The sequence below is a fragment of the Paenibacillus beijingensis genome (genome assembly GCF_000961095.1).
GTDB classification, from domain to species: Bacteria; Bacillota; Bacilli; order Paenibacillales; family Paenibacillaceae; genus Paenibacillus_O; species Paenibacillus_O beijingensis.
This window is the reverse complement of record NZ_CP011058.1, coordinates 4,881,064-4,896,862: the sequence shown is the minus strand read 5'-3', so window position 1 is coordinate 4,896,862 and position 15,799 is coordinate 4,881,064. Positions and strand designations below refer to the sequence as shown.

Annotated in this window: 12 protein-coding genes; 1 reads left to right on the top strand and 11 read right to left on the bottom strand. The window is 48.0% G+C overall.

What is annotated here, in order from left to right; translation table 11 throughout:
* Positions 1 to 98 precede the first annotated feature (98 nt).
* The 10 genes from VN24_RS22155 to VN24_RS22110 form a co-directional block, all read right to left on the bottom strand.
* Positions 99 to 833: an IclR family transcriptional regulator gene (locus VN24_RS22155; protein ID WP_045672200.1), complete on the bottom strand. Its 735-nt coding sequence runs from the start codon at positions 831 to 833 to the stop codon at positions 99 to 101.
* Between the two features lie 130 nt (positions 834 to 963).
* Positions 964 to 2,130, bottom strand: coding sequence for a GNAT family N-acetyltransferase (locus tag VN24_RS22150; protein ID WP_045672199.1), 1,167 nt, complete (start codon positions 2,128 to 2,130; stop codon positions 964 to 966).
* A gap of 102 nt (positions 2,131 to 2,232) precedes the next feature.
* Positions 2,233 to 3,621, bottom strand: a complete 1,389-nt coding sequence (locus tag VN24_RS22145; protein WP_045672198.1) for a putrescine aminotransferase — start codon at positions 3,619 to 3,621, stop codon at positions 2,233 to 2,235.
* A 23-nt stretch (positions 3,622 to 3,644) separates the two neighbouring features.
* Positions 3,645 to 5,117, bottom strand: a complete 1,473-nt coding sequence (locus VN24_RS22140; RefSeq protein WP_148505289.1) for an aldehyde dehydrogenase family protein — start codon at positions 5,115 to 5,117, stop codon at positions 3,645 to 3,647.
* A 230-nt stretch (positions 5,118 to 5,347) separates the two neighbouring features.
* On the bottom strand, positions 5,348 to 5,806 hold the full coding sequence (locus VN24_RS22135) for a RidA family protein (protein WP_045672197.1): 459 nt from the start codon (positions 5,804 to 5,806) through the stop codon (positions 5,348 to 5,350).
* Positions 5,803 to 7,110 (bottom strand): hypothetical protein, encoded by a 1,308-nt coding sequence (locus tag VN24_RS22130; protein WP_148505288.1) that lies wholly within the window; start codon positions 7,108 to 7,110, stop codon positions 5,803 to 5,805. The genes VN24_RS22135 and VN24_RS22130 overlap by 4 nt, the downstream gene beginning before the upstream one ends.
* Positions 7,111 to 7,271: 161 nt before the next feature.
* A complete protein-coding gene (locus VN24_RS22125; RefSeq protein WP_045672195.1) occupies positions 7,272 to 8,882 on the bottom strand; it encodes an N-acyl-D-amino-acid deacylase family protein in 1,611 nt (536 codons plus the stop codon).
* A gap of 14 nt (positions 8,883 to 8,896) precedes the next feature.
* Positions 8,897 to 9,985, bottom strand: coding sequence for an alanine racemase (locus VN24_RS22120; RefSeq protein ID WP_045672194.1), 1,089 nt, complete (start codon positions 9,983 to 9,985; stop codon positions 8,897 to 8,899).
* A 35-nt stretch (positions 9,986 to 10,020) separates the two neighbouring features.
* Positions 10,021 to 10,782 (bottom strand): glucose 1-dehydrogenase, encoded by a 762-nt coding sequence (locus VN24_RS22115; protein WP_045672193.1) that lies wholly within the window; start codon positions 10,780 to 10,782, stop codon positions 10,021 to 10,023.
* A 36-nt stretch (positions 10,783 to 10,818) separates the two neighbouring features.
* Complete coding sequence (locus VN24_RS22110; protein WP_202967400.1) at positions 10,819 to 12,267, bottom strand: aldehyde dehydrogenase family protein; 1,449 nt, start codon at positions 12,265 to 12,267, stop codon at positions 10,819 to 10,821.
* A gap of 790 nt (positions 12,268 to 13,057) precedes the next feature.
* Between VN24_RS22110 and VN24_RS22105 the strand changes: the two genes are divergently transcribed.
* Positions 13,058 to 14,458: an alpha/beta hydrolase gene (locus VN24_RS22105; protein ID WP_082084016.1), complete on the top strand. Its 1,401-nt coding sequence runs from the start codon at positions 13,058 to 13,060 to the stop codon at positions 14,456 to 14,458.
* A 74-nt stretch (positions 14,459 to 14,532) separates the two neighbouring features.
* Here VN24_RS22105 and VN24_RS22100 read toward each other — a convergent pair whose 3' ends face one another.
* Positions 14,533 to 15,504: an aldo/keto reductase gene (locus VN24_RS22100; RefSeq protein ID WP_045672192.1), complete on the bottom strand. Its 972-nt coding sequence runs from the start codon at positions 15,502 to 15,504 to the stop codon at positions 14,533 to 14,535.
* Between the last annotated feature and the right edge of the window lie 295 nt (positions 15,505 to 15,799).

Below are 15,799 nucleotides of genomic sequence, written 5' to 3'. Positions count from 1 at the left end.
CGATATGAATCCTGCCAAAGCGGAGCATTCATTACGACTAAAATTCCGTATAACGGAATTTGTTTCCGTTTTTCTGTCAAGAAGTAAGGCGGTTATAGCTAACCACCTAGCTTCTTTGATATCTCTGCGGCATTCCGGATCGTTTGCTCGACCAAATACGAAAGCCTGTCCTCGGAAATTTGATAGCTGATGATTCCGATACTGAGCGCCCCTACAACTTTCCGGCCGAAGCCGATAATGGGAGATGCAACGGATGCCGTACCTTCCGTCTTTTCCCCATAACTGATGCAGTAGCCCGCTTTCCGGATTTCGGGAAGCTTATGTAACAATTCGAGCCTCTTCTCTTTCTCGTCAATCAGACGAACGAGTATCGCTTCCGCCACTTTCGGATCCATATTCGCCAGCATGGATTTGTTGGGTGCGCCGATATGCATCGGGATGCGCTCGCCCAGATTGTCGATAACCCGGACTGTTCCCGGACTGTCGACCCTGTCGATAATAAAAGCGTCATACTTGTTCGGAAGACTTAAATAGACGCTTTCTTTCACTTCATTCGCCAGACGCTCCATGACCGGTCTAGCGGCGGTGCGCATATCCATCTGCTCTAGTTGACGAAGTCCGATCTCCATCCATTTGGGACCTACCTTGTACTGCTTCGTCTCCGGAACCTGCACGACCAGATCATGCTTCATAAGCGTAGAAATCAACCGGTGAGTCGTGCTTATCGGCAATCCTACCTGGACGGCAATATCAGATATAGGCCAGTCTGACCGATTCTCCTCGGATATAAGAAGATGTACGATCTGAATAGCCCGGTCAATCGATTGAACCATTGTTAGTATCCCTCATTAGAAAATAGGCTGCATAGATAACTCGATGATATGCTTTCGAAAATCTTTTGTCAATACACGGAGGTTGCTAGAGCAATCAACAGCAGCGCACGCCTATGTTCGGACACCTTCATTAGAAGTAGTCGAGTAAATAGGTTTGGCACTTCGGGAGAATCGCCTCCAGCCGGCGGACTGCATCTTCTGTGCCGTCCATTCGGCCGCAGCCGTACAGCTCCTCCGGCCGGCGGTAGCCCATAAGCATCGCGGTCCAAGATCCAATGTCGCATGCCAGATCGGCAGACCCGTTCTCATCGGGGTCACCGGGAGCTAGCGTGCCTCTGCCGTCCTCCGCGACCGTCAAATGCCATACCCCTTCGTTCCACGGGGCGTGTGGATCAATTAACTGCACCGATATCTGCGTACGCTCGCCGGTCGCACCAAACGCGTATTGCTGCACGAATGCCGGCGCATCAACGATCCTCGCCATGAAGTACGGCATGATCTCCTGGCTGATTCGTGGGTTCGGCAGCAGAAATGGAAGGATATCGTCCATCGGCGCCTCCAGAACCGCTTTGTCGATCATGGAGTCGTGGTTCGCGATAAATGTCCACAGCGCTCGACGGGCGCGTTCGTCTTCGTGCACCATTTCGTGCACGGTCATCACCCGCTTCTCGATCTCGTACAATATATATCCGGCGGGCTCTCCGTCCGGTCGGAAATAGACGACGACGCTGCCTAACTTTAATACCTTGCCCCACCATGCCTCGTCGCGGGCAAGCGTTCCGTTATACCGGGAAGCATAGTTATTGTAAACACGCGCGAGCAGCGGAATATCGGCCCCTACCCGGACAACATACCCTTCCGTGGCGACGCGCGGCGGGAAGTTCGCTGTCTCGATGGTATATTTTTTGTAATCCGTGTAGAGCTCCCAACCGAATTTCCGGTAAAATCCAACCGAGAATGGGTGCAAGCAGGAGACACTCTGCCCATTCTCCCGCATATGCCGCAGCACGCGGACCAGCAGTTGCGTTACGTGACCGTGTCTACGATACTCGGGCCACGTGGAGACGTTTGCGATGCCGCCCATTGCAAGCGCCCGTCCCTGTACGTACAACTGCAATGGAATCAGCTGCAGCTGCGCTTTCAGACTGCCTTCCTCGAAAGCGCCCCAAAACTGTTCTGCCTTAAAATTCCTTCTCTTATTTGCGAGCCGCTCCGCATCAAGCTTTAACTGGAACGCGTACTGGAGCAGCTCTATGTTCGCTTCGAATTCATCCGCAATCAATTGTCTTAACTGCATCGAATTGTGCCACCTCGATATTTCAATAATGTGATCCCGCAGTCGAATGTTGTCGTCATTAACGCCGGGATAGCGTTGTCGTTGATCATGAACGTTTTTAAACTATACCCGGATTTGCGCCAGCACGTTGCGGAACTCTGCAATGACCCGCTCCGCCTGCTCAATTGTAATCGTAAGCGGCGGCTCGATCCGAATCGTTTTTGCATTGATCAATGTTCCGGCTACAAGAATTCCCTTGTCAAATAGTCCCTTGGATACCTCGTATCCGATTTCATCGTTGTGAAACTCAATGCCGATCAACAAACCCATGCCGCGAATTTCCAGAACCTTATCCCCATGCTCATCTGCGGCCTCGCGAAGACCCTTTAGCATGAACTCGCCCATTTCGGCCGCGCGCGCCGGCAAATTTTCCTCGATCAAGACGTTGAACGTCGCGATGGCCGCGGCGCAAGCAAGCGGATTCCCTCCAAATGTCGTCGTATGCATGAACGGATTCGGGAAGAAGCTCTTGAATACTTCTTCAGTCGCTACAATAGCGCCCGCCGGCATTATGCCCCCGCCGAAAGCTTTAGCCAAGCACAGAATGTCGGGCACGACGCCGTAATGCTCGCAGCAGAACATTTTTCCTGTACGGCCCATTCCTGTCTGCACTTCATCGAAGATGAGAAGCGCACCGTATTGGTCACAAAGCTCGCGAAGCTGTTTCAAATAGGCTTCCGGCGGCAGATTAACCCCGCCTTCACCTTGAATTGGCTCGATGATTACAGCTGCGACGTCCTCGCCAACCATGGCACAGACTTCCATCGTTTTTCGCATCATCTCGATATCGCCGAAATGCACGTGGCGGAAGCCGGGAATCATAGGCAGAAACGGCTTGCGGAATACGCCCTTTGCCGTTCCGGACAAGGAACCGAGGCTTTTACCGTGGAATGCGCGCGTCGTCGCGATAAACGTCGTGCGGTCGCTGTGCATTTTCGCCAGTTTGAGGGCTGCTTCGACCGCCTCCGTTCCGCTGTTGGCGAAAAAGGCGTACTTCAAGTCGCCCGGAGTAATGTCGGCCAGTATCTTGGCCAGCATCGCACGCAGCGGATCGAGCAGATCCTGACTATGCAGCGCCTGACGGTTCATCTGGTTGAAGACCGCCTGCTTGACCTTCGGATGACCGTGACCCACATTGTAGATCCCGAATCCGCCGAGACAGTCGATATATTCTTTGCCGTTCACATCCATGAAACAATTCAGTCCGGAGTCCTTCCACTCTACAGCTGCGAATTGCCCGTCCTTCGTGACCGATTTTCGGTAAGAAAGAAAACCGGGGTTCACATGATCGCGGAAGTTATCAACCGTTTGGCGTGTCACCCACTCCGCTTCCTCTGTGCTGATCTCCTGTTTTTCAATCAAATCCAGTATTTTATTCGTATAATTGTACACTTCGACGTACTTTTCCATCGTTGTTTCCTGTTTTTTTTGCTCTTCTGTAAAATTTGTCATGGTTTCCTCCTGACGGGTCAGAATCAGTTTTTAAACCAGCCGATCGGCTCCATCTGCAGATTAATGTTAATTTGCTTCGTTTCCGTATATGCGTCCAGTCCGAATGTTCCGAGTGCGCGGCCAATGCCGCTTTGCTTGTAGCCGCCCCACGGCGCTTCGTTATACGTATTATGGTAGGTGTTGATCCAGGTGATTCCAGCGCGCAGCTTTTTCACGACGCGCAGTGCCTTGGCCCCATCGCTTGTGAATACGCCTGCAGCTAAGCCGTAATCAGAGTCGTTCGCTACCCGGATCGCGTCGGATTCATCCTTGAAGGTCTGAATTGCCAGCACGGGACCGAAAATTTCTTCGCGTACAATGCTCATATCTGCGGTTGTATCGGTAAAAATAGTCGGCTCGACAAAATAGCCGTTTTCCAACCCTTTGAGCTTCAACCTTTGCCCTCCCAATAGGAGACGTCCCCCTTCGCGCTTGCCGAGTTCTATGTAATGAAGCACTTTTTCCATATGCTTTTCGCTGACGAGAGGCCCCATCTCAGTTCCCTCTGCATCCCCCGCTCCGATTCGGATTTGACGCGCTCGCTCGACGAGCCTTTCCACAAAGCGGTCGTGTATGCTTTCCTCGAGCAGCAGTCTTGATCCCGCTGCGCAAACTTGGCCCTGATTGGCGAAAATCGCAAATAGCGCATAGTCAACCGCCATCTCAAAGTCCGCATCGGCAAACACAATGTTGGGCGATTTGCCGCCGAGCTCCAGTGAAATATTCTTCATGTTACCGGCCGCCGCCTTCATGATCGTCCGCCCTGTAGCCGTTCCGCCGGTGAAGGCAATCATATCGACATGTTCGCTTTCCGCAAGCTCTTGTCCGACCGTTGCGCCTGCTCCCAGCACCAAGTTGGCGACTCCTTGCGGAATGCCTGCCTCCTCGAAAATCTCAAACAGACTTACTGCCGTAACCGGTGTTATTTCAGATGGTTTGAGCACAATGCTGTTGCCCGCGGCTAAAGCCGGAGCAATTTTCCATACCGACATGAGCAGCGGATAATTCCATGGCACGATCAGTCCGCAAACCCCGACCGGCTCCTTTACGACCAAGCCCTGTACCGGATCCGCTACGCTATAAACCTGACCCATTGGTTTTGTAATCAGCCCTGCATAATAACGGAAACAGGCGACGGCATCCGCGACGTCAAACCTTGATTCGCGGAGCGGTTTGCCCATACTTGTCGTCTCGAGCAATGCAAACTCTTCCGTACGCTGCTCTAATCGATCCGCTACCGCAAACAATAACCTGGCACGTTCTGTCGGAGGTAACTCGGACCATGCGCCGGCATCGAATGCCCTGCGAGCGCTTGAGATGGCCAGGCGCGCATCTTCCGCTTCCCCTTCAGCCGCCACTGCGATGATTTCACCATTTGCCGGGTTTAAGATTTCCCTTGTGCTCCCATTCCGAGCCCCGACCCATTGTCCGTCGATATACATGTTAAGCTCAATCACGTTCCCACATCCTTTAAAAAATTAGTCTTAGTTGAATTCAGTAAATTCCGTTATTCGGAAAGTGTTTCCGTTTATATTTCAAAAAAAATGTGTTGATTGTCTAACTTCCTAAAATTGTCCGTTAAATCGATAATATGTTTTTGTAAATCTCTTGTCAATATAGACAGGATTTAATTTGTCGTTGGCGATCCCCCTTACTCAAGCCCATTGTCAATGATCTATAATCAGATTTATGATTGAAACGCCACAATCATTTCAATTTCCACCGTTGCGCTTCGCGGGAGTTCAGCGGCTCCGATCGCCGATCTGGAATGCCTTCCTTTTTCCCCGAAAATTTTCTCCAGCAGATCTGAAGCGGCGTCGATAACCTTTGGTTGTTGATTAAATCCCGGAGCAGAATTTACGAAACCAGTGATCTTGACAATTCTTGAGATTTTGTCTAATGAACCGATTTCCTGTTTAATGCAGCTAAGTCCCTGCAAGATACAGATGCGTGAAGCCTCTTGGGCTTGTTCCAAGGTCACGTTATCTCCTACCTTGCCGATAACCTTCACTTCCCCGTCCACCTTCGGCAGTTGTCCGCTCACAAAAATGAGATCATGGTGAACAACAACGGGAACGTATTGAAAGGTTGGGGTTGCGGCAACGGGAAGTTCATAACCCAGTTCTCTGATTCTTTGTTCAATCATGGTTTTTCCTCCGCAGTTTCTAATAAAATTTGATATAGCGGGATCGGTCTGCCCTTTTTATACGGCTGTTCTTCCCCTATTATTTTGGCAAAATTACAATCAGCAAGTATTCTTAAAATTCTTTGAGCCGAACGTCGAGTAATCTCCAAGCCATTGGCAAGTTCTTCAGAATGGATACTGTTTTTTTCTGTCATATCCCAAAAAGTTTTAATTTTACTAATCGTTGTTATGCTCAAATTGGTTTCGTCTGCTATTTTCAGCAAATTTTTATTATCCGTTTTTAATAGGTAACGGTTTGGGGTATAAACCGGAGCTTTAACTTCCTTATTTTCGGTTACCACATAAATATGGTCTCCTCTTTGTGAACTGGCCTCCTGTAAAGCAATCATCGCATGTTTTTCTGCATCGTGATTTGACCATCCAAATCCAATACCAACTGATAAATCAATCGTAAAATCATTTTTTAATTCCTCAAAAAAGGGAAATTGAGTAAGATCATTTGTAAAATGATCTAATTTTTTTCGATCCGTATAAATGGAAATAAACCCCTGCTTGTGGGTGATCGATCCTCCGAGCATTTTTGCAAATCCAGTTAAATCCTGGTACAGCCTCAAGTTTATTTCTTCGTCATCTTCAGTAATCCATTGGGTATTGTGTTTGTTCTTTCCAATATTGATTACGACAAACCTGGCCACATTCAATAGAAGAGCTTCGCATTTCAAGTTCACCAAATCGATCACATCCCTCATTGATTTATGAGGCGGAATCAATCTGTAGCAAGGAACGCCATGCTTCAAAAGCTTCCGGTGGACATTAAAACGGCTCGTGACGGCATATTCGATTTTTCCGGATGCATAGAGATCGCGATGGAATTCAAAAAGCTGATCCCCATCGAATTCCTGTTCATAATCGATCATATAAACCTGATTCATCGGAAGGCGGATTTCGTTGAATACTTCAACTACGTGACGCTTGTCGGGAACATCGATGCTAAAGCGTTCCAGCTTTTTCTGTTCTTGTACGGACAGGGACATGAGCATGGTCAAAATCGCCAATTCATCATATGGAACATAAAAAAAAGGAACGTTCAATTGATCAACCAAATCTTTTGCCAACATATAAGGAACAGGCCCGGAAAATACGACAATATCGATACGATTTGCGATTTCGCTCAATAAGCTTTCAGACTGATTTTCATTGTCAAAAGTAGCGGCAATGATATTTATTTGGGGATAATCTTCGGCGATATCCTGTAATTTGCTTACCATTTGTTGTCCGCCTATTAGTCCCACATTAGCTTTCATATAGTCAACCATACTCCTCAAAGACTAGAAGTCACGTCGTGTATCTGCTATCAGCATTAAGTATACCTCTAACTGCTTGCTGCCACAAATCAAACCGAAACTTGTCATCGTATCGTAGTGTTCGTATTAGCAAGTATATGATGTAACTTACCTTTTTCGTTTCAATTACGGCACATGCTTCGCAAAGCCTTGCCTGGCAATTCGCCCGTTATCGAACCGTTTTCCAGTACGAGTGCCCCATTAACAATAACGGTTTCAATTCCTTTCGGATGGACTGCAGGGTTCGTATACGACGCCAAGTCGGTGATCGTTTGCCGATTAAAAATCGTAAGATCAGCCGCCATACCCGGTCTGATTAATCCACGATCAAACAGCCCAAGCCGGTTTGCCGGCATATACGTCATCTTCATGACGGCTCTCTCCAAGGTCAGCAGTCCATGCTCTCTGACGTATGTTCCAAGTACTCTAGCGAAGGATCCGTACAAGCGTGGGTGGGCCTTTTTCCCTCTCAACGGCAAACCGTCGGAACCGAACATTTGCAAGTCGCTTGTCATGATGGCTTCCAGATCATTCTTGTCCTGCTGAAAATTAATCATCATTACCCGTCCTTCTTCGTCATCCAGCAAATTCAGCATGAACGTGATCGGATCTTGATTGAGTTGATTTGCAAGCTCCTCGACATTACGGCCTTCGAACGTTTTATTTTCCGGTTTCTCTACCGAACAAATCATCATATTTTTCCAGCCGTTAACCTTCCACATCGGTTCCCAACGTGAATTCGGAATTCCATCCTTAATGTCTCGAATGATTCGTTCTCTTGTAGGCTGATATCGAATACGCTGCAGCATCTCCTTTATTCCGCCTTCTAATGCCCATGGCGGCATAAATCGGGTTGCAGTCGTACTTCCTGAAGGATATGGATACTGATCGAAAGTTACGTCCACTCCTTCATTTTTCGCTGTTGATATCTTCCGCAAAGCTTCCTTTGCTTTTCCAAAATTGCTGAATCCGATGGCCTTTAAATGGGAGATCTCCAGCGGCACGTTCGCTTCTTTTGCCAGGGTCAGCATTTCATCCAAGGAATCAAGCAAATACCCCGCTTCATTTCGAATGTGGGATGAGACGATTCCTCCTTCCACTGCTACGACTTTACTCAGCTCGATTAATTCTTCCGTATCCGCGTACGAACCGGGCGGGTAGACAAGACCGAGCGACATTCCGACAGACCCGCTGCGAAGCGCTTGACGCAGCAAACTTTTCATTTTATCCAGCTCTGCATTTGTCGGTTTGCGGTTGTCAAATCCCATCACCGAAACTCGTAAAACGCCATGAGCAACGAAGGACGAGACATTGACAGCAGCGCCTCGGCGATTCAATGCTTCTATAAAGCCGTCGAATTGCGCAAATCCGAACGGCTTCCTTTCCGGTTCCCCGAAAAGACCGATGGCATATTCGCGGAACAGCTTCTCATTTACCGGAAGTACGGGATAAAGTCCAAACCCGCAATTCCCGATGACCGTTGTCGTTACACCTTGACGAACCTTAGTTTCCATAAACGGATTTTCCAGAATATGAAGATCGTCATGGCTATGGATATCGATGAATCCCGGCGCAACGATTAATCCTGTGGCAATTATGTACCGGTTGGCTGCCTCATCCTTTAAATTTCCAACCTTTGCAATGATCCCATCCTTTACGGCAATATCGGCCCGGTACCATGGAGCGCCGCTGCCATCGACAATGCAGCCGCTTTGAATGATCAAATCGTACATTCCACACCTCTCTTTCACTGAATCTTGCCCCGTGCCTCCACCTTCCACTCCTCTATGACGTTCTCCCCGCGAGTCACATAGACGTTGTTCGTCAAATTAATCGTCGGGCATACATGATTGGGAATAATCTCTACGCGCTGGCCAATAGATAAAGCATCTTCCTGCTCTGACAGGACGACTCCATGCTCTTCGCTTAGCCGATCAATGACGGCGTTCGGCGCTTGCTTGATATAGCCGTATCCTTTTGTCCCTCCCGGTTTGTCGGCCGTTAACGTTTTGCTTCCGGAATCGAGAATGAACCGGTTGGGTGCAGGATGGCTTACGACAGTGGCAAGAATGGAAAGGGCACATTCCTCGATCGGCGTAGCTACCAGCTCATGGATGTCATTAAAGACATAGGTGCCGGGCCGCCATTCGGTTATCCCCTTAGCGGCGATGCCCGCACGGCAGGCGGGCGTTGACCCCATGCTTACTTCCTGTACCGGATATCCATGCATTCTTAATAACGCTGCGGTTTCCACCATCTGATGTCCTGCATTTAGGACGATCTCTCGTAGTTGATTTAAATCATTGGCCTTGTAGACATGTCCCTCATGGGTCATAATTCCCTTTATACGAACGTTGCTCAAATCCCTCGTTTGCTCGGCCAAATGCAGCGCCGCTTCACCAGGCTTCACACCGTCGCGATCTGCTCCCGTATTTATAATCATATATAAATCGATCATCTTCCCTTTCCGTATCGCCTGTTTATGAAGCTTTTGAGCGCCGTATGCGCTGTCGAAAGCAACCGTTATTGTGCACCCTGCATCGATCAGCTCTCCGATTTTTCGTACTTGATAATCCCCGACTACCGGAAAAGCAATTAATATATCTTTTATTCCCGCTCTTACCATCACCTCAGCCTCGGTCACTTTTGCGCACGTTACACCAACGGCTCCCATATCCATCTGCATTTTTGCGATAACGGGCATCTTGTGCGTCTTAATGTGTGGCCTTAGTTTTATCCCATTCTTCTTGGCGATATCGGCCATAAGACCAATATTAAACTGCAAGCGATCAAGGTCAATTATAAAAGCCGGGGTAGGCAATTCGCTCACTTTCATATTTTTCTTCCTTCCCTTGAGAAAATTGCAATTAGTTATACGCTTCTTCCTCCGCAAACGTTCAGCACAATGCCGGTAACGAGCGAAGCTTCATCGGAGGCCAGATAAAGGGCGGCGTTTGCAATGTCGTCCGGTTGAACAAGTCTGCCTAACGGAATGGTAGAAATATAGCTTTTTTTCGCTTCTGCTTCATCGCGATCGCCGATAAATCCGGCAAACATCGGGGAATCTACAGCTGCGGGGCTAATTCCGACTACACGAATTTGGCTGTCCGCCAAATCCAGCGCGAAGGACTTGGTTAATGTGATGACCGCATTTTTTGAAGCGGCATACACATTTAATCCGGGTTTCGGACTGCTCGCTACTGTCGAAGCCGTATTTATGATGACGCCGCCGTAGCCTTGTTTCTTAAAAAAAGGAACAGCGTGTTTGCAGCCAAAGATAACGCCTTTCACATTGACATTGAAAATCCGGTCGTATAATTCCTCCGTAATTTCCTCTATCGGATGCGGAGTCATTGGAACGCCGGCATTGTTAAACACAATATCCAGCTTGCCAAAATGTTGGACGGCGGTATTGAACATTTCCTTGACCGAGTCTTCCTTGCTGACATCAACACGAACAGGTACCGCTTCCCCACCCGCTTCTCTTATTATTCCAACCGTCTCTTCCGCTGCTTGAGAATTGACATCCGCAACGGCAACTTTTGCGCCTTGTTGTGCGAAGAGCACCGATGTACTGCGCCCAATTCCTGAACCCGCTCCGGTAATAACGGCAACTTTTTCTTGAAGTCTCATTTGAAATACCTCCACATTTTTTGTGTAATCCATCCTCTAGTTCTGTATAGTAAAAGTAATCGTTTTTAAATCTGTCATCTCTTCTAGAACCTTCATCCCCCCCAGTCTTCCTCTTCCGCTGCTGCCGCCGGAAATCCCGCCGAAAGGGATATGCAGCTCCCAGTAATTGCTGCGGTCATTAATATTAACGATGCCTGTTTTCATCGATTCAGCCAGATTAAAGGCCTTGTTGATATTTGACGTAAAGATGGCTGAACTTAACCCTAAGCTGCTTTTGCTGACGATTTCTTTCAATTCCCTGTCATTGGAGAAAGAGACTACCGGAGCAAGGGGGCCGAACGATTCCTCGCAATTTGCCAGAGAATCGGGATGGACATTTCGAAGAACCGTAGGCTGATAAAATAACCGGGTCTTGAAATTTTCCAATCTCCTTCCTCCAAAAACGACTTCCGCCCCCCTATTCACAGCATCGGCAATGTGAGTATCAAGTTTGCTGCAATTATCTTCATTATGCATAGGGCCCATATTAATCTTCTGATCAAATGATTCGCCGACGATAAGGGATTGCGCATAGCGGGCTAAAAATGATACCACCTCATACTCACGAGCTTGATGGACAATAATTCTGCCGGCAGCCGTACAAATTTGGCCGGCATTGGAAAAGCAGGACGAGGCGATCGCCGTCAGATTTTGTTCATTAAGCTCGGCATCGTCAGCAATAATCGTCGGGCCGTTCCCTCCAAGCTCCAAGATCATATGTTTGCCGGCGCCTCTTTGGGAAATGATGTTCCCGGTTTTGGTGCTACCGGTGAAACCGATGCCATTTACTTCGGGATGAATGACAATTCCATCTCCCGCTTCGCTTCCCGGTCCGGTAATAAAATTGACAGCACCCGAAGGAAGATCTGCATCAATGATGCACTCCATCAGCTTCCATGCGGAGTATGAAACGGAAGGAGCAGGGAGCCATACGACAGCATTTCCCGCAGCTAACGCAGGTGCTATGTATTCAACAGGGATGTTTATCGGAAAATTCCAAGGCGTGATCACCCCGTAGACTCCTTTGGGCTGCCGAATGCTAAACACCCGTTTTGTCGGATCTTTCACATTGATCACCGAGGTTTCAAACCATTTGATATGTTCCGAAGCGTTGGCAAACCCCTCGACAGCCCTGGTTACCTCGCCAAGCGCCTCCGTATTGTAAGGCTTCCCTTGTTCGAGAGCGACGGCATACGCGACTTCTTCTTTTCTCTTCTCCAATTGATCCGCAATCCTCTTTAACAATAAAGAACGATCCCACACGGATAGCCTGGCCATGGCCTCTTTGCATTGAACGGCCCCTTCAACGGCCAATCGTGCGTCTTCCCTTGCTCCTTTAGCTACCTCCGCAACAACCTCTCCGGTACTTGGGCTATATGTAAAAAACGTCTCCCCGCTGGCACTTCTTCTTGATTTTCCATTGAAAAAAAACTGAACGTGATGCACGTTACCACTCCTGACCTTTAAAAGAGTCAAAACTTTAATATCCATATAGCGTAATGTCTTTATATAGACGTTAAATATATAATATTTTTATAATCTTATTATGTCAACAAATATATCATTTATTGGTGTCTTTAATCTGACGCGCTTTGAAGTGTTTCTTTTGTTCTTGTGCACGACCAAATAGTCGAATCCGCGGAATGTCGACTTTGTCAATGATGAATGCATCATGCTTGATCGGAAGACTTAGTCAAAGCCGCGGTTTACGCGACTTTGACTTATGGAACAGAGGGGATCAGCAGCCAGCTTATCCTTCCCAATCGTCAACGTGAATGCTGCCCATTCGCAAGAAAGCTTGTGTTTACTTGTGTCATTCCAACTCTCCTTATCATCGTAAATGAAACATAAAAAAACCGCAGGGAATCCCTGCGGCGCCAAATAGATAAACCGCAAGAAGCCAGAATCGGCTCTTGCGGTTCCCAGTCAGCAATGAAATACAGCTTCGCTCGTCTTAATGCAGAAGATGGAAGGTTGCAGTCATCGTTAGGTAAAATAATTAAAGATTTCAATCGAAGCTTTTCCTTCCAAATCACTGAGTCTTGATTAGATGCCAATAGACGCCTATTCCTAAGGTAACTTTAGTTGATTGCTCATCGTTCGTTATAAAGAAATTTGGAAAAATTAACATTTTTCTGCGTTCACGTTAATATTGGTCGTTTACAATAATAAACGAAAACAAGAAGTTGAAAAATAGGAGCGCTTGCTGGATCATGGGCAGAACGGAAGGTGATCGATGAGATCGGGAGAAATCATTTTCGTTGTCATTAGTGCTTTTACGTTTGTGTACACAATGCTGCATCAAAAGCTTCTCAAATGGTTGGCTTGGATATTGGCTGCCTGTTCCGCGGGTTCACTGCTCTTCCATCTGATTTTCGAAGGAGCACGGTGGCAGATGATGCCCGTGTATGGGCTTCCTTTATTGAATCTAATTATCCTATTTCTTCGCAGAGCCTCCGCAGTCAGAAGATTCACTCGCTTTGCGATCGCCAAAGTGTTGATAGGCCTGATAGCGGGATTGTATCTTATTGTAGCCCTACTGATTCCGTTCGCTCTTCCCGTTTTCGGTTTTGTTTCTCCCTCGGGTCCTTATTCAGTCGGGAAGATATCGTACCACCTTATTGACGACTCTAGGCAAGAGATAGAGACAGACTCTCCGAATGATCGGAGAGAATTGATGATTACGATCTGGTATCCGGCTGTCATATCCCAACAGAACGCGCAGCGTGCACCTTACATTAACGGATTGCCTGAAATGGCCAAGGCGTTATCGAAACAGTATGGGATCCCTGATTTTTTATTTTCCTATCTGCAGCTTGTAAAAACGAATGCCTATATCGGTCCAGCCGTTTCCGGGCAGGAAAGCAAGTACCCCGTTGTTTTATTTCTGCATGGCTTTCCGGGAATGCGTGAAACGGGCACGTTTCAGGTGGAAGAATTGGCCAGCCATGGCTATATCGTCGTCGGGATCGACCATTCGTACAGTGCCATTGCAACCGTGTTTCCGGATGGACGCGTTGCTCTTAGCGCAAGCAGTATCCCGAACATGATCGATGTGGCAAGTTCCGATCGTATGATTCGGGACATTTGGGTTCCCGATTCCAGGTTTGTCATCAGCCAATTGCTGATGATCAATCAACTGGATCCTAACGGGCTGTTAACCGGCAAGCTGGATCTTTCTCGGATGGGAGTTATGGGTCATTCATTCGGCGGAGCGGAAGCGGTGCAATTGCTGCTTCTTGAAGACCGGATCAAAGCCGGCATCAATATGGACGGGACGCTGTTCGGCAGCCAATTTCCAATGGATGGCCTTCGCAAGCCGCTTCTGTATATGAACACGGACAACGACCGATGGGAAGAGGGACTCACCGAGCCGCCGCCTCCCATGGAGGTTCTTAATCAATTAGGCATGACGCAGGAACAGTTTAACGAGCTGACATTAGTCATTTCCGATAGAAGAAAGAAAATTTACGAGCATGCGCAAATCGTTACCGTGCACAAGGCACGGCATATGAGCTTCTCTGACTACTATTTATGGAGTCCTTACCTTGCTTTCATTGACAAAGTATCCCCTCTAAAGCATCACCGGATCATCAATGAAAATACAGTCGCTTTCTTTGATCGATATCTGAAATAAACAAGAAAAAAGCCGCAGCGATGCGGCCATTTATGGAACAGCGAGTATTGATTAGCATGCGGGAGAAGACAATCTTAGCCCCGATAATAATCCCGTATCCAACGGTGCTGTTTCAGCTTGGCTGTTTGTTCGGACGGCAATCCTTTGCCGTCCCCTACCGCCATGTTCCGCTCCACATTTTGTACCGAGCGCATGCCCGGAATAACCGTTGTGACGGCCGGATGGCTAAGCACATATCGGAGAGCGATTTCCGGAGCATTCTTAATATCGGAATCCAGATCCGCTACGATACGCTGGACACGTTCGAATACTTCTCTCTTCCGGTCTCCACGGAAGTAGTTGTTGCGGAAGTCGTTAGCATCAAAAGTCGTCTCGGGGGTGATCCGGCCCGTCAATCCGCCTTCATCGAGCGCAACGCGCACGATGACGCCTACGTTATGTTTCTCGCAAGCCGGAAGCAGCGCATCTTCAGGGCTTTGATCAAAAATGTTGTAAATGACTTGTACGGAATCAACCAGGCCGCTCTCGACCAGCTTGATTGCGCTCTCCGGCTGATGATCGTTGATGGATACACCGAAATGACGTATTTTCCCCTGCTCCTTCAGCTTGCGGACTCCTTCCAGCCAATCGCCGCTGTCCATCCATTCATCAGACCAGACATGAAACTGCTGAACGTCAATCGTCTCAAGTCCAAGATTGCGCAGACTTTGCTCGGTGCAGCGAATGATATGTTCCTGAGGGAACGTCTCTTCGGCCGGAACGCCGGCTCGGGCCGGCCACTGCATGTTTTTGGGCGGAATTTTCGTGGCGACATAGATCGGCTCCGAATGTTCGCGAACAACTTGTCCGACAAGCCTCTCGCTGTGACCGTCTCCATATCCGAGTGCCGTGTCGATAAAATTAAGTCCAAGCTCAATGGACCGGTTCAGAGCTCTGATCGATTCATCATCAGTCGCGCCGATCCAAGCCGTTTTTCCAATCCCCCAAGCGCCGTAGCCGATCTCGGACACTTGAAGCCCTGTTTTGCCAAGCGTACGGTAGTTCATGTTCAGCCTCCTAAAGGTTTGTTTCAGCAAAACCACTTCGTAAGTTAAGCTGCTATGAACGAATGAATAGATTGACAATTTTAGTATAGGGCAATTTTACCGCGATTAAAAGAGAAGTAAAAAGTTCGCTTTTTGTCAATATAGGTATTATATCCCCGAATTTTATTATTCAAAACGAATAATATATGTGTTATATTGCTCTTATCGAATTGCTTATAAGACACCTGGACTTATTGCAATCGTTAGATACATAGGAAACTTTGACGATTCTCTTTATGGCTTGAAAGCATCGATG